The sequence below is a fragment of the Polynucleobacter meluiroseus genome (genome assembly GCF_900205755.1).
Classification (GTDB): Bacteria; Pseudomonadota; Gammaproteobacteria; order Burkholderiales; family Burkholderiaceae; genus Polynucleobacter; species Polynucleobacter meluiroseus.
In genome coordinates this window covers 35663-57903 of the sequence record NZ_OANS01000003.1, presented here as the reverse complement: position 1 = coordinate 57903, position 22241 = coordinate 35663, and the positions used below count along the sequence as shown (strand labels likewise).

Here is a 22241-nt window from a genome sequence, read left to right as displayed (position 1 = left end):
TCTTAAACGTCTAGGTTGCGGGCGATAAGCGCATTCTTCTCAATGAAAGCGCGCCGTGGCTCAACATCATCACCCATTAGTGTTGTAAAGACCTGATCCGCTGCAATTGCGTCCTCAATCCGAACCTGTAGCAAGGTGCGAGAATTTGCATCCATGGTGGTCTCCCAAAGCTGTGAGGGATTCATCTCCCCCAGACCTTTGTAGCGTTGGCGACTCAGAATACGCTCCGCCTCAGATAGAAGCCATGCAAAGGCTGCCCTGAAGTTTTGAACGGCCTGTTGTTTTTGGTTTTTATCTGGATCACCACGGCGCACCTTTGTGCCAGGCAAGACTTTGCCGGACAGTACCGCGGCTGCATTGGCTAAGCTCTGATAATCATCACCATGGACGAAGTCTGAATTAATCGCTGACAACCTCAAATTACCATGAATACGACGGGACAGTAAGAGCTTGTAGCGCTCGGTCCGCTCTTCTTTTTGAACAATAATCTCAGGCGGAAGGGCTAAAGGGTTTAAGGCATCGGCAAGAGCCAAGCCAAGCCGCGCCGCGGATTCATGTGCCGACTTTTCAGTATCTAGATTTAACTGGGTGCCGGAAGCAATGGCGCGCAAAGCATCCCCATCAATTGTGCGAGAGAGGCGATCAACAATCGACTGAATCACTTGATAGTGTTTGGCCAACTCATCTAGCGCTGCTCCCTCAATAATTTCTCCTGAAGGGGTTTGCAGGGATGCTGTCTCAAGCGCAATTTTCAGCAACAATTGATTTAGCTCGGCATCGTCCTTAATGTATTGCTCTTGCTTACCAAACTTCACTTTATATAGTGGCGGTTGGGCAATATAGATATGTCCTCGCTCAATGAGCTCCGGCATTTGTCTGTAAAAGAAGGTGAGTAATAAAGTGCGAATATGGCTACCATCGACATCCGCGTCGGTCATGATAATAATGCGGTGATAGCGCAACTTATCCGCCTTATATTCTTCAATGCCGATGCCAGTACCGAGAACGGTAATTAATGTCACCACCTCTTGACTAGCCAACATCTTATCGAAGCGGGCTTTCTCGACGTTCAGGATCTTTCCTTTTAAAGGAAGAATCGCCTGAAATCGGCGGTCACGGCCTTGTTTAGCAGAGCCTCCCGCGGAGTCGCCCTCAACAATAAACAATTCAGATTTGGTTGGGTCTTTCTCTTGGCAGTCTGCTAACTTCCCAGGCAAACCTAAGCCATCTAAAACGCCTTTGCGACGCGTCATGTCCCGCGCCTTACGGGCAGCCTCACGCGCACGGGCGGCATCAACAATCTTGCCGCACAGGATTTTCGCGTCGGCTGGGCGCTCTTGAAGATAGGCGCTTAATGCCTCTGCAACAATCTCTTCTACAGGTCCGCGGACCTCACTAGAAACTAATTTATCTTTTGTTTGACTAGAAAATTTAGGTTCGGGAACTTTGACAGACAAAACGCAGGCAAGCCCCTCGCGCATATCTTCACCTGAAATTTCTACCTTCGCCTTTTTAGCAACCTCATGCTCATCAATATATTTATTGATGACGCGCGTCATTGCTGCGCGCAAACCAGTGAGGTGGGTACCGCCGTCGCGCTGGGGAATGTTATTAGTAAAACAAAGTACTTGCTCACTAAAACTATCGTTCCACTGCATCGACACTTCTGCAGTAATGTTGCCGCCCAAATCAGAAGGACGAATACCTTCCGCGTAAAACACATTGGGGTGCAATACATTTTTAGTTTGGTTGATGTACTCCACAAACCCTTTAACGCCGCCAGAAAAGGCAAAGTCTTCTTCTTGACCTGTGCGCTGGTCAATCAACTTAATATGAACCCCGTTATTTAAAAAAGAAAGTTCACGAATTCGCTTTACTAAAATTTCATAATGGAATTCAACGTGGCCAAAAATGTCCACGTCCGCTAAGAAGTGCACTTCAGTGCCCGACAACTCCGTATCACCGGTTACTGTAATGGGCGACGTGATGACGCCGTTGATTTCTTCTATATTGCGATTTTGAATGACGCCGCGCGCGAATTCCATGTAGTGCGCTTTACCATCACGACGAATGGTAAGTTTTAACCATTTCGATAGGGCGTTAACGCAACTAACGCCAACCCCGTGCAAACCACCTGAAACCTTATAACTGTTTTGATCGAACTTACCACCTGCGTGCAGTTCGGTCATTACAATTTCTGCAGCACTTCTCTTAGGGTCGTGCTTGTCATCAAACTTAATGCCTGTGGGTACGCCCCTACCGTTATCAACAATAGAAATAGAGTTGTCGGTTTGAATAACAACCGTGATTTCAGAGCAGTAGCCGGCTAAAGCCTCATCAATCGAGTTATCTAAAACCTCAAAGACGAGATGATGTAAACCTGTACCGTCCGAGGTGTCGCCAATGTACATACCTGGGCGCTTACGAACCGCTTCAAGACCCTCCAGAATTTGAATTGATGAAGCACCATACTGCTCAACTACTTTTTTTTCTTCTATCATTTTTTTCTAAATTAAATACGCATGGGCATCACAACATACTTGAAGTTCTCGGACCCCGGAAGGGTGACAACTGCGCTGCTGTTGGCATCCCCTAAACTAATTTGAATTTTTTCATTCTTTAAATTAGAAAGAACATCTAGCAAATAACTCACATTGAAACCGATCTCCACTTCGTCGCCACCATATTCTGTTTCAATTTCTTCTTGCGCTTCTTCTTGCTCGGCATTGGTTGATTGAACCGTAATACGATCAGGTGAAAGAGAAAAGCGCACCCCTTTAAACTTATCAGTTGTTAAGATTGCTGCGCGCTGTAAGGCGGCTTGCAAAACATCACGCCCTACAACTAAAGAGTTTTTATGTCCCTTAGGAATGACTCTTTGAAAATCCGGGAATTTACCTTCAACAAGTTTGGAAATTAACTCAATATCCCCAAACTGAAACTTAGCTTGATTTGCGCTTAAGCTAATTTCCAATGTCTCATCGGAATCCTCGAGTAGGTGCTGGCACTCCAAAATGGTTTTGCGGGGAATAATTATTTCTTGACGCTCGCCAGAGCCGGTGGGCGCCTCTGCTAGCTCAACCTGTGAGTAAGCTAATCGGTGACCATCAGTAGCAACTGCAATAACTTGCTTGCCATCCACCACTAAAAGCATGCCGTTTAGGTAGTAGCGAATATCTTGCTGCGCCATGGCAAAGTGAACTTGATTAATAAGCTGCCGAAAGCTTTTCTGTGTCATCGTCCAAGTTGATGAAACCTTACTCACACTTTGCATGGTGGGAAATTCTGCTGCGGACAATGTCTGTAAAGAAAAACGGCTCTTGCCACTCTGAACCACCAAGCGATTGTCTTTTAAGTTTAGTGACACAGGCCCCTCTGGGAGAGCGCGCAAAATATCTAATAATTTTCTGGCGGCAACCGTGGTGGTGACATCTTCACTCCCAACCCCAAAATTGGCATTGGTAGTAATTTGAATTTCGATATCTGTTGAAACAAAGGAAATCTTTTCCCCTTGCTTTTTTAACAACAAGTTCGCCAAAATTGGCAAGGTGTGACGACGTTCAACAATGCCACTAACAACCTGAAGTGGTTTTAATAAATTATCACGCGAAGTGTTTACTAGTTGCATTGCTTTTAAATCCTTGTATATATCTTATTAGTAGTAGTAATAAGGCTTCGTTTTTTAGTGGATAAGTCAAAAAATCTATCTATAACAGTGTGTTGCAAGCAAAAAAACCTGTGGAAAACTTTTGTATAAGCGCTGCATAAATTCTGCATAACTTTATCTCAATACGCTATTTTTGCATGAAGCGTGAGCTTTCCACAATTTATCCACATACATTCCCCAAAGTTATCCCTTCTACTATCCACAAGCTTATCCACAGGCCAAACTAAGCCTTTAAAGTTTGTTCAATAACATGGATTTCATGGTTAAGTTGCCCATCAAGAGCCCTTTCTTCCCCAATCTTACGAACCGCATGTAGTACCGTCGTATGGTCCCTGCCACCAAAAAGCTCACCAATCTCTGGAAGGCTTTTTTGGGTAAGCTCTTTTGCCATAAACATCGCAATCTGACGAGGCCTAGCAATGTTGGCGGGCCTTCTTTTGGAGTACATGTCGGCAACCTTAATGCTATAAAAATCAGCAACCGCCTTTTGAATGTTCTCCACAGAGATTTGTCTATTCTGAATGGATAACAGGTCTTTAAGGGCAACTCGCGCCACCTCAATAGTCACCTCGCGGTCATGGAAGCGCACATAGGCCAATATCTTCCGCAGGGCACCCTCGAGCTCACGAACGTTTGACCGTAAGTGCTTGGCTACAAAGAAAGCCACATCCTCACTCATGGGGATGCCCTCGCTTAAGGCTTTTTTCATCAAAATCGCAACGCGCATCTCCAGTTCGGGGGGCTCAATTGCGACAGTTAAACCTGAATCGAAGCGTGAAATTAAACGATCATCTATCCCCGCCATCTCCTTGGGGTAGGTGTCGCTCGTAATAATGACCTGAGCTTTGTTGCTTAAAAGCGCCTCAAAAGCGTAAAAAAATTCTTCTTGAGTGCGAGACTTGCCGCTAAAAAACTGAATATCGTCAATCAGCAATAAATCTAATGAGTGGTAATAGCGCTTAAAGCGATCAAACGCCTTCTGCTGGTACGCCCGCACAACATCGGAGACGTATTGCTCGGCGTGGATATAACGAATTCGGGCGCCTGGACGTTCTTTTAATAAATGATTACCTATGGCATGAATCAAATGGGTTTTACCCAACCCAACCCCACCATATAGAAACATTGGGTTATATGAAGTGCCAGGGTTGTGCGCCACCTGAATAGATGCAGCGCGAGCGAGTTGATTTGCCTTGCCGGTTACAAAAGTCTCGAAAGTGAGGTTGGGGTTGAGTTTAGAGTGATCCTCGATTTCAAAGGACTGCTCCTCAACTAAAACCCGCTCTTCAGTTTTCGGTCCCCCAGCATGATCAAGTGGTGCTGGCGCCTGCTTCACCATGACGGTTGGGTTTGGGTTTTCGACGCCACCACCCTCAACAGCCAACACAAAGTGAATGGTCATAGGGCGGTTGAAGTGCTGGGACGCTAACTCCTGAAGGCGATCGGCAAAAGTCTTCTTTGTCCAGTCGAGCTTGAATCTGTTCGGCGCACCTATCGTAAGTGAGTGATCACCTTCATCGTGCGCCACCAAGGTCAATGGTGATATCCAGGTCTTAAATTGTTGGGGGGAGAGCTCACGAGACAGTGAGTTGAGCGCACTTTCCCAAAACCCGGAAGGATTGGTAGAGCTTAAAACGAGGGGGTTTTGTAATTTATGCATATTTTTTGGAGGATCCAGTGTAGCCATGGCTGAAAGTTATCCACAAGACGGAAAATCGTGGAAAACCTGTGGATAACTTGTGTACAAAGATAAATACACAATATGAATCAATGGTTTAAAGCACAACAACCTACAAAATAGTGAAAAACACCTATATATTTCTTTTAAGAGGTTGACCTTTTGCCTTGCAACAAGGAAAATACTGGGTTTTGCAGGATGAATCATGAAAAGAACATACCAACCCTCAGTAACCCGCCGCAAACGCACCCATGGATTTCGTATTCGTATGAAAACCAAGAGTGGGCGCGCAGTGTTAAATGCTCGTCGTGCCAAAGGCCGTAAACGTCTAGCAGTTTAAAAAAGCATTGAACGGCGCAAGGATTGCGGATTTACTAAAAACGCGCCCCAAGACAAGTCAGTATTGGGGTATGTATTTGGCATCCCCACATCCTAGTGCCAAGCCTGACTTGGGCATCGCCGTGGCTAAGAAATTGGCTAAGCGCGCGGTCGATCGAAACAAATTAAAGCGCATGATTCGAGCATTGGTCTGGACCGCACAAGCAGCCGAGCTTAATCAAGATGTAGTTGTCAAGCTTAAAAAGCCCATCGGCCGAGAAACGCGCGGAAGACTCAGAAAAAAAGAACAACATCTTTTGCGTCGTGAATTTGCGGGGCTGGTGTAAATGCGCATCCTTAACCAAGCCGCAATTGGTTCGATACGAGCCTACCAAATATTTCTTAGCCCATACGTGGGCATGCAATGCAAATATTTACCCACCTGCTCTGAATACGCTTGTGATTGCTTTAAGCATTACGGCTTTTCAAAAGGCTTGGTGCTTACGGTGTGGCGCATATTGCGTTGCAACCCATGGTCACACGGTGGTCATGACCCTGCTGTAAAACAAACCCCTGAACATTAAGAGAATACAAATGGACTTTAAAAAAACAATATTGTGGGCAGTATTTTCAATATCAGGAATCATGCTTTACAACAATTGGTTGGTAAGCGACGGCAAACCAGCCCTTTTTGGCGGCCCTGTAGCGAGCTCCCCAATAGCCGGTGAAAAAGCAAATACTCAAAAACCCGATCTTCCTATTGCGAGCTCGGCAAGCGGTACACCTTTAGTGGCTCAAACGCCCAGTGTGAATTCTGGCTCAATCGAAGACTCCGCAAAGTACCAACTACAAAATGATGTTTTGGAACTGCAAATTAGTGCCAACGGCGCCAATGTCGTAGACGCCAAATTACTTAAAGAGCTCACTGAAGACGGAAAGCCGGTAGAGCTCCTGCAGTACAACCCGCTTCATAAATACTTTGCTCGCTCAGGCTTGATTGCCATGGGCAATGCCGATTTACCAAATCACACAAGCACCTTTAAATTGGTGAAGACTGGCAAAGATGCGTCGGGCCTATCTTTTGTGACTTTGGCAAGTGAGCGTGGCGGAGTTAAGCTAGAGAAAACATTTACCCTAACACCCGGTAGTTATGTGATTGAAGTAAGTCATCGAGTTACCCAAGGTGGCGGTGTTAACACCCCACTCGTCCTCTATACAGAAATTGTGCGTGACGCTTCACAAGAAAAGAAAATTGGACCATTCAATGGCGCCTTTTCTGCAAGCACCTTTACTGGGCCAGCAGCGTATACCGAAAAAGAAAAATTTAATAAACTCGAATTTACAGAAATAGATAAAAATAAAATCAGCATTCCAACTCAAGTGCCGGCGGGTGACCCAGCTTGGATTGCATTGGTGCAGCATTATTTTGCCAGCGCATGGATACCCAGCGACAAATTGGCGCGCGATATTTACGCTGGAAAAATTGATAACAATCTTTATCGCATTGGCATGCAGACACCTTTGGGGGTGATTTCTCAAGGAGTTGTTGTTGAAGAAAAAGCGAGACTATTTATCGGTCCCCAAGAAGAAAGAATGTTGGAAAGCATCACGCCCGGCTTTGCCTTATTAAAAGATTATGGCTATCTCACCATTCTGGCAAAACCCATTTTTTGGCTTTTAGAAAATATCCATACCTACGTTGGTAATTGGGGTTGGTCAATTATTCTCTTAACCATCCTTATTAAGCTGGTGTTCTTCCCGCTTTCTGCAGCGAGCTATAAATCCATGGCACGCATGAAGGAAGTTCAGCCACGCCTAACAGCCATGAAAGAGCAATATAAAGGCGAACCACAAAAACTCAATCAAGCCATGATGGAGATGTATCGTAAGGAAAAAATTAATCCCCTTGGCGGATGTCTACCAGTAGTAATTCAAATCCCGGTATTCATCTCCTTGTACTGGGTGCTGTTATCTTCCGTAGAGATGCGTGGCGCACCTTGGATTCTCTGGATTCAAGATCTATCGGTACCGGACCCTTATTACATTCTGCCCGTCATCATGGCCGTATCGATGTTTGTGCAAACTAAACTCAACCCAACACCACCAGACCCAATCCAGGCGAAGGTGATGTTGTATATGCCAATTCTTTTCTCTGTCATGTTCTTCTTCTTCCCAGCGGGTCTCGTGCTTTATTGGGTGGTGAACAATATGCTGTCAATTGCCCAGCAATGGCAGATCAATAAGATGTTTGGAAAAAAGATAGCCAAATAGTTTTTGCTTAGTAGACTCACAAATACGAACGCCCTGCAATGATGACTAGAGAGCTGCCCATCATTGCCGTGGCTACTGCCCCCGGCAAAGCTGGGGTTGGCGTCATCCGAATCAGCGGGCGCAACTTGAACGCCATTATTGGCGCCCTCTTTCAAAAAAATCTTTTACCTAGGCAGGCCACTCTCCTCACTTTGCATGAAGTGGATGGGCAAGCGATTGATCAGTTGATTGCAATCTATTTTGCTGGCCCCGCCTCTTTCACGGGCGAAGATGTTTTAGAGCTGCAATGCCATGGTGGGCCACAGCTCCTTGAGTTGGTGATGAAGCGCTGTCTTGAGCTGGGAAAAATTGCAGGACTGGTAATTGCTGAGCCGGGCGAGTTTACCCTGAGGGCATACCTAAACAACAAAATTGATTTAGCCCAAGCGGAGGCAATTGCTGATTTAATAGATGCCCAAAGCGAGGCCGCTGTTCGTGGCGCAGCACGCTCTTTGCAGGGTGTATTTTCTACAGACATCAACAACTTGATTGAAGAGATTACCCAACTAAGAATATTGGTGGAGTCCACCCTAGATTTTCCTGAAGAAGAAATTGAGTTTCTAGAAAGCGCTCAAGCACGCGAACGCCTCAAGAAGGTCAGCGATCAGTTAGCAGTTTTAAGACAAGGCGCGCAACAAGGTAAGATTTTGCGCGAGGGTATTCAGTTGGTTCTAGCTGGCGCCCCTAATGTGGGTAAAAGCTCTCTCCTCAACCGCCTTGCTGGCGAAGAGGTGGCTATCGTAACCCCGATTGCCGGCACTACACGGGACCGCGTTAAAGAAAGCATCAGTATTGATGGCGTCCCCATCAACATTATTGATACCGCCGGGCTAAGAGATACAAGCGATGTGGTTGAGGCCAAAGGCATTGAGCGTTCCTGGGATGCGATCCGCTTGGCGGACTTGGTTATCTTTTTGCGCGATGCGCGGACGCCAGATGAGGAAGATAATTTTTTAAGAGCACAAATCTTACAAGCCATTCCTCCGAGATGCCCAGTCTTGGAGCTTGGCAACAAAGCAGACTTGCTTGGCCTAGAAGTCAAAGGAACTGCAAATCCAGAAACCCTTTATATTTCTGCAAAGACGGGAGAGGGTATCGATGACCTCAAGGCAAGAATTCTAAAAATGGTTGGTTGGGGTGGAGCGCACGAAGGCGTTATTTCAGCGCGCCGCCGCCACCTTGATTGCCTAGAGCGCGCTGCCGAACATCTTCATCAATCTGCGGCGTTCGCAAGTCACGGCAATATTTCTTTAGAGCTGTTTGCAGAAGAGCTTCGCTTGGCCCAGGATCAGTTAGGGCAAATCACCGGAAAACTTCTACCCGATGATTTATTGGGAAAGATTTTTAGTCAATTTTGCATAGGCAAATAAAGATCGTCCCCAACTGGCGATTTATCTTTCATTAATGCAGCAACTCCCCCACCACGAGATTGTTATTATTGGCGCCGGTATAGCGGGCGCAACAATTGCTAATGAGTTTTTGATGCGTGGACAGGCGGTATGCATTATTGATTCTGCGAAGGGTCCAGCCACCGCATGCTCTAAGCACAGCTATGCGCTTGCCCATCCACACATTGGCAAGGGGTCACCGCGCTTGTTGCGCCTTACACGGATCGCCTTCTTATTGGCGCGGGCGCGTTGGGGTGAGGACTGGAATCAGCATGGCGTATTTCAGCCCAGTAAAAAAGATAGAGTCTTTGATCGTGAAGAGCTCGTTAAGCACTTGCTTGACCTCGAGTTGGATGAGGGTATTGCGCGGGTTCTTGATGCTCAAGAGGCCAAAAGGAGCTGTGGTTTAGAGCAAAATGGTGTTTGGATGCAGGTCGGTGCCTCACTTGATCTTGCCACCGCAGCCTTTAACTTACTTAAGCCCCATGCCCTTCTCCATTCTCAATGGAGCACTCAAATTACGCATTTAGAAAAACTCGGTAACTCTTGGGTCTTAAGTGATGAAGCCGGAGTGCGTAAGGTGAGTGCTAACAAGGTCATCATTGCTGCCGCAATGGGTAGCAAGCCCTTGGCTGCAAGCATGGACATCCGCCTGCCCTTAAGACCGGTGCGCGGCCAGCTCAGCATATTCTCAGTGACCGCTGATGACCCTTGGGTCAACAGACTCCCCAAAACGGCTATCTCCGGAGAAGGTTATTGCTTACCAGCAGAGCAGCGTGCAGACGGAAGCTATCGCTGGATAGTGGGCTCTAGTTTTGATGAGGGGGAAGACGATCTCGCCGAACGTGATTCCAGCGACCAATTCAATCGCGAGCAAGCGAAAGGTCTGCTGAATTATCCGCAAGGCAACGTCGACTCTCTAATTAAAGAAGATAGTTTCATTGGCGTGCGCTGCGTCGCAGGTGACCGCCTACCCATTATTGGAAAGCTTGCTCAGCGACCCGGCATTTTTTTAGCAACCGCCTTTGGGTCGCGCGGCATTTTGTGGTCCGCCCTAGCGGCAAAGCTAATCTGCGCTCAAGTGCTCGAGGAAGACTTAGCCTTACTCACGCGCTTGGGCTTAACGGCTGATTTGCTAGCCGCACTGGCCCCCGCACGTTTTTTCGCTGGAGCCTTAGCTGCGCCTTCAGCCTTGGGGGCTTTAGCTTCGAATTCAAAACCGATTTTGCCTGTAGCGTCTAAAGCTAAATAAGCCTTAAAGCCACGACCGGTTCGATTCGATTTAAAGTTGGTCAACAAATCCGTCTTACCTTCTTTAAGTAATTTCTGGACCTGCTCGCTAGCAATTTCTTGCTGGAGAACAACCTTGCCCGTTTTGAAATCACAGGATTTATTGGGGCCCGTATTGTTCTCACATAAATAGCGCATGCCGTCTTCATACACTGCGCCCGAACATTTGGGGCACACGCCCAAGGCCAACCTACCGGTAAAGTCAATCGCCTCAGATTCATCTTCTTGGGAATTGCCAAAGTCGAATTCAAGTTTGAATCCCGCATTTGGATAATCTGCGTCATCCTCGGGGATCTCGCTTAATTTAATAATAGCGGCGAATGGGCGACCAATTTTGCTACGGAATCCTTGTAAAGGCCCAATCGTTTTTTCACGCAAGAGCTCTTCTACTTCGGGGTATTCAAAGGCACGCCCACCAGGTGTTTTGCTGATTGTAAAACCACATTTTTCACAAGCAAAGCGACGGTAGTTTTCTTTGACATGACCCTTGCAATGAGGGCATGGTGTAGCCATCGTGGCATAGTCGCCGGGAATGGTGTCGCTGTCATATTCCTTGGCACGCTTCACAATTCGCTGCGTCATCTGCGCAATTTCTTGCATGAAGGTATCGCGATTCATCTTGCCTTGTTCAATCAGCGACAACTTGTTTTCCCAGTTACCCGTAAGGTCGGGGCGAGTCAGTTCTTCGACATCGAGACCGCGCAATAAAGTCATCAACTGAAATGCTTTTGCAGTGGGAATTAATTCTCGCGCCTCACGAACCATATAGCGCTCAGCCAATAAGCCTTCGATAATTGCGGCGCGGGTAGCGGGCGTACCCAAACCTTTCTCGGCCATCGCTTCACGCATGTCGTCATTGTCAACCCACTTACCCGCGCTTTCCATGGCCGACAGTAAAGTGGCTTCGGTATAGCGTGCAGGCGGTTTGGTTTTTAATGGCACAGCTGCAATAGAGTCTGTTTGGACGCTCTCACCCTCTTGTACTGGCACGAGCTCATCATCCGCTTGGTTTGATCTGCCATAGACCGTGAGCCAACCAGGGTGAACGAGGACGCGTCCTTCAGTTTTAAAGTGGTGACCGAGCGCTTCGGTAATGCGGGTAGTGACCCGGAATTCAGCGGCTGGATAAAAGACGGCCAAGAAACGACGCACTACCAAGTCATACAACTTCAACTCCGGCTCACTTAAGGTTTTTGGGGCCTCCAAAGTAGGAATAATGGCGAAGTGATCTGAAATTTTTGTATTGTCGAAAATACGCTTGTTAGGCTTAATCCAGCCATAACCCGCTTTTGTGTCCTTGCCGTCGCCTTGCAGAATCTGTTTGGCGAACGGACGATACTCTAGTGAATTCTCGACCAAATTCTCCATGGTCTGCTTGACAGTATCCAAGTAGTCTTCGGGAAGTGCTTTTGAATCGGTACGCGGATAGGTTAGTACCTTATGACGCTCATAAAGCGCTTGCGCTAAGCCCAAAGTATTCTTTGCAGAAAAGCCGAAGCGGGCATTGGCTTCGCGCTGCAAGCTAGTTAAATCAAACAGTTGCGGCGCTAACTGAGTAGCTGGTTTGGCTTCTTCAGTAACGGCCGCTTTTTTGTCGCGACAAGCGGCCACAATGCTTTGGGCGGCGGCCTCACTCCACAAGCGATTTTCACGCGCATCGGGCTCTGCGGCATCCTTCTTAAATTTAGGATCAAACCAGCGACCTTCATAGACACCGGCAGAGGCAATAAATTCCGCCTTTACTTCCCAATAATCTTTTGAGACGAACTTACGAATTAATTCTTCGCGCTCAACCACGATAGAGAGCGTAGGTGTTTGGACTCGCCCAACGGTGGTCAAGAAAAATCCACCACTCTTGCTATTAAAGGCCGTCATAGCCCTAGTGCCGTTAATGCCTACCAGCCAATCTGCTTCTGAACGGCAACGCGCTGCATCAGCTAAGGGCTGCATGTCGACATCGCTGCGTAAGGAGGCAAAGCCCTCCCGAATGGCATTCGGTGTCATCGACTGTAGCCAAAGCCTCTTAATTGATTGGGGTGCTTTGGCATGTTGTGCAATTAAGCGAAAAATCAATTCACCTTCGCGTCCCGCGTCACAGGCATTAATCAACTCGTTAATATCTTTGCGCTTGATCAGTTTTTGCAATACCTTTAAGCGGGCCTCTGTTTTGGCGATTGGGCGCAGATCAAAGTAAGGCGGAACTACTGGTAAGTTGGCAAAAGACCATTTACCGCGCTTCACATCAAATTCTTCGGGAGCAGCTATTTCTAATAAGTGACCTACAGCCGAAGAAACTACGTAAGTGTCGCTTTCAAAATAGTCTTCGTGCTTAGTAAATCCGCCCAATGCCTTGGCGATGTCGTTTGCAACGGATGGTTTCTCCGCAATGATGAGCGCCTTTGGGTGATCCACACTGGAGGTTTTGGAAGTGCTTTTGGTAGATGCTTTAGCCACGCTTTTGCCTAAATAAGAGCCTAAAAAGAAGTTCTGGATACTAAAAAAGGATGATCAATTTAAACCAAATGGAAAGTTGATTATGAATTTATCCCTTTTTTATTATTAACCGATAAATTGACAAAAGTCCAAATACGAGCCAAATTCGCTAAAAACCCCGCGCTGGAGGCCTTAAATGCGACTTTTAGGCTGAACATACAACTCTTCTAAGACCTCTTCAGGGCGACAAACCAGCTTGGCCCCTTGCTGAATCAATTGGTGGCAGCCCTGAGAAAGGGGGTTATTGATGGCGCCAGGCACTGCAAACACTTCCCTGCCCATTTCCAATGCAAGTCTCGCCGTAATTAGCGAGCCAGACTTATTGGCGGCCTCAATGACCACAACGCCAAGAGCAAGGGCTGCGATTAAGCGGTTACGCCTAGGGAAATGAAATGCTTTTGGGCCAACGCCCGGGGGTAATTCCGATAACAACAAGCCCTTATTTCTAATGCAATTGGCCAAATAGACGTGTTCTGGAGGGTAAACCAGGTCTAGGCCAGTGCCGCACACTGCCAGTGTTGCTTGATAGGGCTTTTCGCCCAAGGCGCCTCGATGAGCCGCCCCATCAATGCCACGAGCCAAACCAGAAACGACGAGGGCACCCGCTCTGGCTAGCCCCTGGGCAAAGAAAAGTGCATTTTGCAGCCCATTAGGGCTAGCAGCCCGTGCGCCCACGATGGCAATCATCGGAAGCTTTAATAGTTCAATATCGCCTTCTATATATATAGCCTTAGGAGGGTCAAAAAGATCCCTCAGGCGCTTGGGGTATGCGGGGTCCTGCCAAGAGAGGCAAGTGACAATTGGCGTGTTTAGTGGGTTCATGCAGAAATTCTGAACCGTGCTTAAATTTACACAATCAGGACAGTCTCATTACTCTGTTGGATAATTCCTACATGGCTTTATTACCAGTTCTCTGCTATCCCGATCCCCGCTTGCACAAGGTTGCTAAACCGGTCGCGCAAGTGGACGCCCGCATCAAGAAAATTGTGGCTGATATGGCGGAAACAATGTACGACGCTCCCGGCGTAGGCCTAGCTGCAACCCAAGTAGATATTCACGAACGGATTTTGGTAATTGATGTGTCAGAAAACCAAGATGCATTGATGGTATTTATCAACCCAGAATTGGTTTGGGCAAGTACCGAAAAAAAATCATGGCGTGAAGGTTGCCTCTCAGTTCCGGAGTATTACGACGAGGTCGATAGACCAGACGTTATTCACGTAAAAGCCTTAGACCAAAATGGCAAGGAGTTCGAGATTGAGGCCGACGGTCTTTTATCGGTTTGCTTGCAGCATGAGATGGATCATTTGCGGGGCAAGGTTTTCGTGGAGTACCTATCCATCTTGAAGCGCAATCGGATCTCTCTTAAAATGAAAAAGCGCGCTAAAGAATTGGCGAGTCAGCGCTAAGCGCCCCCAATGAAAATCGTATTTGCTGGTACCCCGGAGTTTGCTGCGCATGCGATGCGTGCAATCGAACAAGCTGGTCATGAAATCGTTTTAGTTCTCACGCAACCGGATCGACGTGCTGGCAGAGGAATGCAGCTGCACGCCAGCCCAGTAAAATTGGCAGCCCTCGAGAAACAAATTCCTCTTATTCAACCTGAATCTCTTAAGCGCAATGCTTCTGATCCCCACAAGCAATTAGAGGCATCGCAAGCGTATGCGCTTTTAAATCAGATTAGCTTTGATGCAATGGTAGTAGTGGCTTACGGCCTAATACTTCCCCAAGAGATTCTTGACGTTGCTCAGACTGCAGGACGCCATGGGTGTTTTAACATTCATGCCTCTCTATTGCCCCGCTGGCGTGGTGCTGCGCCGATTCAAAGAGCAATAGAGGCAGGCGACCCGACGACCGGCGTAAGTATTATGCAAATGAATGCCGGCCTTGATACGGGAGATGTCGTTTTGACGGGCGCGATTCCTATTGCGGTAGCTGAGACCAGCAGTACCCTGCACGATAAGTTAGCAGTGTTGGGCGCCACTCTCGTGGTAGAAACCTTGGCACGCTTGCAGGAGGGCAAGGAATTGCAACGTACCCCACAGCCAACCGACGGCATTACGTATGCGGAAAAAATATTAAAAAAAGAAGCAGAGATTGACTGGGCTTTAAGTGCAGTAGAAATTGATCGACGTATTCGTGCATTTAATCCATTTCCTGGATCGACTAGCAGCCTGAATGGAGAGGCGTTTAAGTTTTGGCAATCTGCTGTAGCAGAAAGCGCGCCTGTTACCAAAACGGCATTAGCCGGGGAGGTTCTTGGATTGAGTGATGGCTCGGCCTATATTCAATGTGGGCAGGGCGTGATTGAGGTTCAGGAAATGCAAAAGCCGGGCGGGAAGAAAATGAGTGCAAGTGCTTGTTTGCAATCCGCCACTTCACAAGAAAATAGGATGCAGTTTCTAAAGGAATAGCTTGTCTGACTTAAAAACACCCCATAGTTTGCCGCTAGCTGAAGCGATGACCATTGCCGCTCAAGTGGTAACTGAAGTGATGCAAGGGCGCTCTCTCACAGAAGTTTTAGAAGAGTTAGATGCCCATGAGCGACCAATTGTCCAAAGCTTAACTTTCGATGCGCTACGAAAATGGGTGCGCTCGCACGAGCTGATTGCATTATTGATTCCCAAAGCACCTCCGCCTGAAGTAGATCACTTATTAAGCGTAGCTATTGCTTTGTTTTTGCAAGAAAATACAGACGGCAAAGGTTACGCCGCCCACACCATTGTCGATCAGGCTGTGCGCGCCTGCGATTTATATGATCAGACAATGTATGCCAAGGGCTTAGTCAACGCCGTGCTGCGCAAAGTGAGTCTGACAGTAGCGCCGCCAAAAGGGGAAAAGAGTTATCCACCAGATCCTATTCCGATGTTTTTTCCTCCCTGGTGGCGTGCCAGTCTCAAGAAAAACTATCCGCAGTCATGGCGAGCAATGCTCATTGCGCAGGCGCAGCGTGCCCCAATGATTTTGCGCGTGAATCAACGGCAATATACGCGTAGTCAATATCAAGAGCTGTTAGAGGCCGAAGGCATCTCTGCCAGTCCAATTGCAGCACTTGCCGAAATTCCCCTGCACTCCGCCTTGCTATTAAAGAATCCCGTCCCGGTTTCCGCATTGCCCGGGTTTTATAGTGGGTCTGTTTCTGTGCAAGATGCGGGTGCTCAGTTAGCAGCAGTCCTTCTGAATCCACAGCCTGGTGAACGCATTCTGGACGCCTGTGCTGCCCCTGGCGGCAAGACCGCACATCTATTGGAGCTGGCCGATTGCGAGATTATTGCGCTTGAGCTTGATCAGAGTCGCTTAGGAAAGATAGGTGGCAATTTAGACCGCCTGCAATTGCATTCAGATGTAGTAAAGATTATTCGAGGCGACGCCTCAAAAGCAAGCTGGTGGGATGGCAAACTATTTGACAAGATCTTGCTTGATGCCCCTTGCTCTGCATCTGGCATCGTCTCACGGCATCCTGATATTCCTTTCCTGCGACGTGAGGCGGATATCCGCAACTTGCAAGAGAAGCAACGGGGAATATTGACTCAGGCTTGGAAGATGCTTAAGCCAGGGGGTTTACTTTTGTACGTGACCTGCTCGCTATTTCCAGAGGAGGGCGAGGTGCAAGCAATTTGGTTTGCTCTAAACCAGTCCGATGCGTTACGATTGAACGCCCCCGGACAAATTTTGCCGACTGAGACAAATGATGGTTTTTACTATGCCTTATTTCAGAAAATGAGCCATGAGCCCACGCATTAAACAATTTTTCTGCGCTTGTTTGCTGCTACTAGGAGTTCTGTCGGGTGCGGCCAATGCTGAGGGCATCAAAATCAGATCGGCTGAGCTCGAGCGGGTGGATAACGACTGGCTCTTGAATGCCTCATTTCAAATTGAACTCACCCCTGGGCTTGAGGACGCAGTTCAAAAAGGCGTCGTACTGTACTTCCAGACTGAGTTTGAGTTAACCCGCGCTCGCTGGTATTGGTTCGAAGAAAAAACGGTTTTGACACAACGGCAGACCCGCTTGTCTTACCAGCCCTTGACTCAGCAATACCGCATATCATCTGAGGGCTTTTCTTTTTCAGAGAAAACCATTGCTGAAGCATTACAAGCCGTAGGCAGCATTGGGGGTTGGCGAGTGATTGATAATATTCAAATTGATCCTGGCAAGTCCTATGCCGCTGCTTTCAGAATGACGCTAGATCTGAGTAAGCTGCCGAAGCCATTTCAGGTGAATGCACTCAACAATAAGGACTGGAACATTACTAGCGATTGGGTGCGCTTTCCATTTCTTCCTAACGGACCTAACCTCATTAAGCGATGAAGGGTCTGGGCGCACCTATATTTCTGAACCTCTTTAAAAAGGATGTTTGGAAAAGGCGTGCTCTATCGATTGCGACAGCAGCCATTATTGTTTTTGCATTGCTGTTATTGGTCTTGTTATCCATCGCTTCATCAAATACAGAGTTTTTTGATAATTACTTTATTTGGCTTTACGCGGCCAATGTGGTCGTTGGTATCTGTCTTATCATCGTCATCCTCACTTTGGTGATCGCGATTGCTATTCGTTGGCGTAAGGGTCGCTTTGGCACAAGATTGATCGCCAAGTTGGCCATGATTTTTGCGTTGGTCGGCGTGGTACCTGGCCTCATTTTGTATGGCGTTTCCTTGCAATTCGTATCACGCAGTATTGAAACCTGGTTTGACGTTAAGGTGGAGTCCGCCTTAGAGTCCGCACTCCAACTTGGGCGCGCCACTTTTTCTACTTCACTACAAGAGCTGCAAGATGAAGGCAAGATTGTGGCGAATCAAATTCAGGGATTGCCTAATCGCTCAAGTCCGGCCGAGCTCAGTCTACTTCTATCGCGTTACAGGGATCAATTTGGTATTGAAGAAATTACGATCTTTAATAGCCAGCAAGGAATGATAGCGATGGCAGCCTCCAGCAATGTGCAGGAGCCATCAGCGCCCCCAAGTTTAGAGTTGATGAAACAATCTTCAAGCCTAAAGAGTGTTGGCTTTATCGATGAGCCTCAAAATAACGGTGAACAGCAAGCCTATCGCTTGCGTGCGGTGGTTCCCCTCGTGCTTGAGCGGCCTTCTAGCGGTGGCGGCTTTGGGCTCAGCATTCAGCAACAAAAGGAAATTTGGTATCTTCAGCTGATCAAAACCGTGCCAGAAGATATTGCCAAAAATATTGTTGCTGTGCAGGCGGCCTATAGTGACTACCAAGAAAAATCTCTAGGAAGAACGGGTTTGCGCAAGATGTTTGTGGGCACCCTGACGCTCACCTTATTTTTTGCTTTGTTTGTTGCGGTTACTTTAGCCCTGACACTCGGGCGGCAATTGGCAAAACCGTTGCTGATGTTGCTCAAGGGGACGCAAGCCGTAGCTCAGGGAGACTTGTCGCCGAAACCTGAATTAAATACCGGCGATGAGCTCGGCATGCTTACTCGTCAATTTAATGTGATGACGAGGCAGCTAGCAGATGCACGAACTTCTTTACAAGAATCCAAAGCTTTTTTAGAAACCGTCTTAGGAAACTTAACTGCTGGGGTTTGTATTTTCGACGCAAATTTCAATGTAGTCTCTAGCAATTCAGGAGCGGATCGTATCTTTGGTAAGGACCTGACCAAATACGATGGGCGACCACTAAGTGACAATCCAAGTTTGGTTGAGTTTGAGCAAGCGATTAAGGAGGGCTTCGATACTCTGAAGTTAACTGCACCTGAAGATGCTGCCCAGTTAGCCACAGACAAGACCTCCCCAGTCTGGCAAAAGCAAATTCAACTACATGCCACCAATGAATTTGAAAGCGAGCTCGGCGTTACCTTATTTGTGCGCGGCACTGAGTTAGCGCCAGATTTACGCATGGTCGTATTCGATGACATTACTGACGTTGTGAGCGCCCAGCGCTCAATTGCCTGGAGTGAAGTGGCAAGACGCCTAGCCCATGAGATTAAAAATCCCCTCACTCCAATTCAGCTTTCAGCAGAAAGACTGCAACATAAGTTAGCGGGTAAATTAAGTCCCGAACAGGAAGAAATGATCAACCGCAGTACGGAGACTATCATTGGCCAAGTGCAAGCCATGAAAGAAATGGTCAATGACTTCAGGGATTTTGCAAAAACCCCTACACCCCAATTAAAACCGGTCTCGATCAATACTTTGATCTCTGAAATCTTAGGCTTATATGAAGGTAGCCCTATCAACACCAGATTGGATGCCAATTGCCCGAACATCATGGGCGACCCTACTCAGCTGCGACAAGTGATTCATAACCTTTTGCAAAATGCGCAAGATGCGACTTTAGAGGGCCATCATCAAGAGGCGCCAGTAGAGATAAAAACAGAAGTCGTTCCCTATGGCGAAATGAGTGGCGTAGCTCAAAATGCGGTAAGACTCTCAATTAGTGATAGTGGGTCAGGATTTCCAGCTAAGATACTGGCAAGGGCATTTGAGCCTTACGTAACTTCGAAAATTAAAGGCACTGGCCTAGGCTTGGCAGTAGTTAAAAAAATTATTGACGATCATGGCGCAAAGATTGAAATTCGCAATCGTCAGCAGGGAGAAGAACTGGTTGGAGCTCGGGTATCAATTTTATTTATGAATCTTGCAAATGAGGCAGCTTAAGCATGGCTAGTATTCTGGTGGTGGATGATGAGATGGGTATTCGCGAGCTTCTCAACGAGATTCTCACCGACGAAGGCCATACGGTTTATGCGGCTGAGAGTGCTATCCAAGCTCGGAAAATACGTGAGCAAATGCGCCCAGATATGGTCTTACTCGATATTTGGATGCCAGAGACAGACGGCATTACTTTGCTGAAAGAGTGGTCTAAAACCGGTCAACTGACCATGCCAGTGGTCATGATGTCTGGTCATGCAACCATTGATACGGCTGTTGAGGCGACCCGCATTGGGGCCCTGAATTTCTTAGAGAAGCCGATTGCTTTACAAAAGCTGCTGAAAACAGTTAACAAAGCTTTGGAAAGTTCGCCTAAATATGTAGAGCCACTTGAAGGCAAGTTAACGCAGACGATGGTCACCGGTGGCCAGAATGCTAAACCTGTGCCAAGTGAGCAGCCAGCAGCGCAACCGAGCGGCGAATATATTAGCGGCATCGCTAAAACCTACTTTGATCTGCCGTTGCGAGAGGCCAGAGACCTATTTGAAAAAGCCTACTTTGAACATCAAATGCTCATCATGGGTGGCAGCATGACCAAAATATCGGATTACACTGGCCTAGAAAGAACCCACCTTTATCGCAAGCTCAAGGCCTTAGGAATCGATACATCGCGTAATAAAGGTGAGGCTTAAGCGCCCTAAAGAAACAACTTATCGTATGCCGCTAGTAGGCTTTGATGCATCTGGCTGGCTTCCATATTTTCACCTAAATCCGCCAGATCAAAGAAGCGCTCTTCACCAGATATAAGCGCTTTGGCTTGACGCAGGGTGGATGGTCCGTACAGCAACTCCAGCGACGCATCGTAAAGGCCGGGATCCTCTAACTGCAAGCAATTCTGAATACAGCGATATACCAGGCGACGCGACGCGCTCATTTGTTTGTAGTGATGAATCCAATCGCATCCCTCGAGGGCGGCTTCTTTATCGCCGATCGCTAACGCCAGCAAGGTTTTCAACTCACCAATACGCAGCTCTTTCCAAGCGGTTTGTACGGGAATAGCCAAGCCTAATATTTCCCAAAGGGGGCGCTCATCATTCAGGTTCAGTGTTTGTAGCTCAGCCAAGAGATTTTCTATTTCAGCGTCACTCAGCGTCGAAAGTCTCACTAGCGCTGGGCGAATGAGGTTGCCCACACTATTGTTCTCCCACTCTAAATCTTCCACAGGATAAATTTCAGACATCCCCGGAACTAGAATGCGGCAGGCATATGCCCCTTGTTCTGAAAAGTCAGCCACGTAGGCGTCGTAACCATCTTTCTCTATGCGTTTACAGAGCCACTCGTAATCTTCAGCAGTAGTGCTGCTAAAGTTCCAGTCCACAAAGGGAAAGTCAGCCTGACTGCTCAAAAAGTTCCAGCTAATCACCCCACTAGAATCCACAAAATGAATCTCTAAATTGGCTACTGAATTAATCTCATCCATATCAAACCCTGGCTCAGCAAAGTTCTCTAAGGCATCTAGGGCACGTCCCTGCAACAACTCTGTTAGGGCGCGCTCTAGGGCAATCTCAAAGCGGGGATGGGCACCAAAGCTCGCAAAGCATCCCTGATCTTTTGGATGCAACAAGGTGACATTCATTACTGGATACTCGCCGCCAAGAGAGGCATCTTTGACCAAGATGCCAAAACCTGCGTCACGTAATCCCGCAATTCCAGATGCTATCTTCGGATAGCGGTTTATCACTTCTTCCGGAACATCTGGAAGACACAGACCTTCACTAATAATGCGGTATTTAATATGGCGTTCGTAGATTTCAGAAAGCGCCTGACTGCGTGCTTCCATCAGCGTATTACCCGCGGCCATGCCGTTGCTGACATACAAATTGCCAATAATATTCACCGGAAAATAGCTTATTTCGCCATCGCGTAGGCGGGCATACGGCAAAGCGCAGATACCGCGCTCAATATTGCCAGAATTCAAATCGACTAATACTGAGCTGTCAATCTCTCCTTCCGGGTTGTAGAAAGCATGCAACTCTTCATTTAGAAGGCCTGCGGGCCAGATTGGACCCTCTAGCGGAAACCACTTTTCCTGCGGATAGTGCACAAAGGCACGTTCGCTGCGGGCCTTCCCAAGATAAAAGTGGGTCCAAAAGTAATGTGTGCCAAGGCGCTCAAAGAACTCGCCAAACGCACTGGCTCTAGCCGCTAACTCAGTTGCCCCCTTGCCATTGGCAAATAGCATCGGGCAGTCTCTATCCTTAACGTGAGTCGACCAAATCCCTTGAACTGGATTGAGTAAAGAGGACTCGTTGAGAAAAAATCCGCGACTCGCCAACTTTGCTTGCATCGTGGCAATTGTGGATTCTAAAGAGGCATCTTTGCCCGGAATAAAGCTTTCTGTAGTCATTCCCTATTCTAAAGGGCTTAGCTAGCAAGTAAGCCAAAGTATCAGCTTGAAATAAAGGCACTTACAATACTTGTAAAG

Annotated in this window: 17 protein-coding genes and 1 pseudogene; 12 read left to right on the top strand and 6 right to left on the bottom strand. The window is 47.5% G+C overall.

Annotated features, from left to right (window positions below; all coding sequences use genetic code 11):
• Positions 1-2 precede the first annotated feature (2 nt).
• The 3 genes from gyrB to dnaA all read right to left on the bottom strand — a co-directional run bounded on the left by gyrB (position 3) and on the right by dnaA (position 5327).
• On the bottom strand, positions 3-2501 hold the full coding sequence (gene gyrB / locus CP950_RS05605) for a DNA topoisomerase (ATP-hydrolyzing) subunit B (RefSeq protein ID WP_096673225.1): 2499 nt from the start codon (positions 2499-2501) through the stop codon (positions 3-5).
• 11 nt (positions 2502-2512) lie between these two features.
• Complete coding sequence (gene dnaN, locus CP950_RS05600; protein ID WP_096673223.1) at positions 2513-3628, bottom strand: DNA polymerase III subunit beta; 1116 nt, start codon at positions 3626-3628, stop codon at positions 2513-2515.
• 262 nt (positions 3629-3890) lie between these two features.
• Positions 3891-5327 (bottom strand): chromosomal replication initiator protein DnaA, encoded by a 1437-nt coding sequence (gene dnaA / locus CP950_RS05595; protein ID WP_096673835.1) that lies wholly within the window; start codon positions 5325-5327, stop codon positions 3891-3893.
• Between the two features lie 223 nt (positions 5328-5550).
• On the opposite strand from dnaA, the gene rpmH reads away from it, so the two are divergent.
• The 6 genes and pseudogenes from rpmH to CP950_RS10080 form a co-directional block, all read left to right on the top strand.
• Positions 5551-5685, top strand: coding sequence for a 50S ribosomal protein L34 (gene rpmH / locus CP950_RS05590; protein ID WP_011903922.1), 135 nt, complete (start codon positions 5551-5553; stop codon positions 5683-5685).
• A gap of 7 nt (positions 5686-5692) precedes the next feature.
• Complete coding sequence (locus CP950_RS05585) at positions 5693-6010, top strand: ribonuclease P protein component (RefSeq protein ID WP_243391930.1); 318 nt, start codon at positions 5693-5695, stop codon at positions 6008-6010.
• Complete coding sequence (gene yidD / locus CP950_RS05580) at positions 6011-6247, top strand: membrane protein insertion efficiency factor YidD (RefSeq protein ID WP_207760224.1); 237 nt, start codon at positions 6011-6013, stop codon at positions 6245-6247.
• Between the two features lie 10 nt (positions 6248-6257).
• Complete coding sequence (gene yidC, locus CP950_RS05575) at positions 6258-7934, top strand: membrane protein insertase YidC (RefSeq protein WP_096673219.1); 1677 nt, start codon at positions 6258-6260, stop codon at positions 7932-7934.
• A 41-nt stretch (positions 7935-7975) separates the two neighbouring features.
• Positions 7976-9343 carry a tRNA uridine-5-carboxymethylaminomethyl(34) synthesis GTPase MnmE gene (mnmE, locus tag CP950_RS05570; protein ID WP_165766426.1) on the top strand — a complete coding sequence of 456 codons (1368 nt, stop codon included), beginning with the start codon at positions 7976-7978 and terminating at the stop codon, positions 9341-9343.
• 34 nt (positions 9344-9377) lie between these two features.
• Positions 9378-10379 (top strand): annotated as a pseudogene (locus tag CP950_RS10080) (FAD-dependent oxidoreductase); the annotation flags it as partial.
• A 59-nt stretch (positions 10380-10438) separates the two neighbouring features.
• On the opposite strand, the gene CP950_RS05560 reads toward CP950_RS10080, so the two are convergent.
• Together CP950_RS05560 and dprA are read right to left on the bottom strand one after the other, a co-directional pair.
• Positions 10439-13105, bottom strand: a complete 2667-nt coding sequence (locus CP950_RS05560; protein WP_243391929.1) for a DNA topoisomerase III — start codon at positions 13103-13105, stop codon at positions 10439-10441.
• Positions 13106-13276: 171 nt separating this feature from the next.
• Positions 13277-13966 (bottom strand): DNA-processing protein DprA, encoded by a 690-nt coding sequence (gene dprA, locus CP950_RS05555; protein ID WP_096673213.1) that lies wholly within the window; start codon positions 13964-13966, stop codon positions 13277-13279.
• A gap of 71 nt (positions 13967-14037) precedes the next feature.
• Here dprA and def point away from each other — a divergent pair, with 71 nt between their 5' ends.
• From def to CP950_RS05525, 6 genes are read left to right on the top strand one after another with little or no spacing between them, the layout of a single operon-like run.
• Positions 14038-14553 carry a peptide deformylase gene (def, locus tag CP950_RS05550; RefSeq protein ID WP_207760223.1) on the top strand — a complete coding sequence of 172 codons (516 nt, stop codon included), beginning with the start codon at positions 14038-14040 and terminating at the stop codon, positions 14551-14553.
• Positions 14554-14562: 9 nt separating this feature from the next.
• Positions 14563-15558, top strand: a complete 996-nt coding sequence (fmt, locus tag CP950_RS05545) for a methionyl-tRNA formyltransferase (RefSeq protein ID WP_096673209.1) — start codon at positions 14563-14565, stop codon at positions 15556-15558.
• A gap of 1 nt (position 15559) precedes the next feature.
• Positions 15560-16888 carry a 16S rRNA (cytosine(967)-C(5))-methyltransferase RsmB gene (gene rsmB, locus CP950_RS05540; protein WP_096673207.1) on the top strand — a complete coding sequence of 443 codons (1329 nt, stop codon included), beginning with the start codon at positions 15560-15562 and terminating at the stop codon, positions 16886-16888.
• Positions 16872-17453, top strand: coding sequence for a DUF4390 domain-containing protein (locus CP950_RS05535; RefSeq protein WP_096673205.1), 582 nt, complete (start codon positions 16872-16874; stop codon positions 17451-17453). The genes rsmB and CP950_RS05535 overlap by 17 nt, the downstream gene beginning before the upstream one ends.
• Positions 17450-19762, top strand: coding sequence for an ATP-binding protein (locus tag CP950_RS05530; RefSeq protein ID WP_096673203.1), 2313 nt, complete (start codon positions 17450-17452; stop codon positions 19760-19762). Before CP950_RS05535 ends, CP950_RS05530 begins: the two co-directional genes overlap by 4 nt.
• Before the next feature lie 2 nt (positions 19763-19764).
• Positions 19765-20448 carry a response regulator gene (locus CP950_RS05525; RefSeq protein ID WP_096673201.1) on the top strand — a complete coding sequence of 228 codons (684 nt, stop codon included), beginning with the start codon at positions 19765-19767 and terminating at the stop codon, positions 20446-20448.
• Positions 20449-20453: 5 nt separating this feature from the next.
• Here CP950_RS05525 and ycaO read toward each other — a convergent pair whose 3' ends face one another.
• Positions 20454-22163, bottom strand: coding sequence for a 30S ribosomal protein S12 methylthiotransferase accessory factor YcaO (gene ycaO / locus CP950_RS05520; RefSeq protein WP_096673199.1), 1710 nt, complete (start codon positions 22161-22163; stop codon positions 20454-20456).
• Positions 22164-22241: the final 78 nt, after the last annotated feature.

Coding starts and splice junctions, on each gene's coding strand:
- gyrB (WP_096673225.1), bottom strand. CDS start 2,501: ATGATAGAAGAAAAAAAAGTAGTTGAGCAGTATGGTGCTTCATCAATT.
- CP950_RS05525 (WP_096673201.1), top strand. CDS start 19,765: ATGGCTAGTATTCTGGTGGTGGATGATGAGATGGGTATTCGCGAGCTT.
- dnaA (WP_096673835.1), bottom strand. CDS start 5,327: ATGCATAAATTACAAAACCCCCTCGTTTTAAGCTCTACCAATCCTTCC.
- CP950_RS05535 (WP_096673205.1), top strand. CDS start 16,872: ATGAGCCCACGCATTAAACAATTTTTCTGCGCTTGTTTGCTGCTACTA.
- def (WP_207760223.1), top strand. CDS start 14,038: ATGGCTTTATTACCAGTTCTCTGCTATCCCGATCCCCGCTTGCACAAG.
- dnaN (WP_096673223.1), bottom strand. CDS start 3,628: ATGCAACTAGTAAACACTTCGCGTGATAATTTATTAAAACCACTTCAG.
- mnmE (WP_165766426.1), top strand. CDS start 7,976: ATGACTAGAGAGCTGCCCATCATTGCCGTGGCTACTGCCCCCGGCAAA.
- ycaO (WP_096673199.1), bottom strand. CDS start 22,163: ATGACTACAGAAAGCTTTATTCCGGGCAAAGATGCCTCTTTAGAATCC.
- yidC (WP_096673219.1), top strand. CDS start 6,258: ATGGACTTTAAAAAAACAATATTGTGGGCAGTATTTTCAATATCAGGA.
- fmt (WP_096673209.1), top strand. CDS start 14,563: ATGAAAATCGTATTTGCTGGTACCCCGGAGTTTGCTGCGCATGCGATG.
- rpmH (WP_011903922.1), top strand. CDS start 5,551: ATGAAAAGAACATACCAACCCTCAGTAACCCGCCGCAAACGCACCCAT.
- dprA (WP_096673213.1), bottom strand. CDS start 13,966: ATGAACCCACTAAACACGCCAATTGTCACTTGCCTCTCTTGGCAGGAC.
- CP950_RS05530 (WP_096673203.1), top strand. CDS start 17,450: ATGAAGGGTCTGGGCGCACCTATATTTCTGAACCTCTTTAAAAAGGAT.
- yidD (WP_207760224.1), top strand. CDS start 6,011: ATGCGCATCCTTAACCAAGCCGCAATTGGTTCGATACGAGCCTACCAA.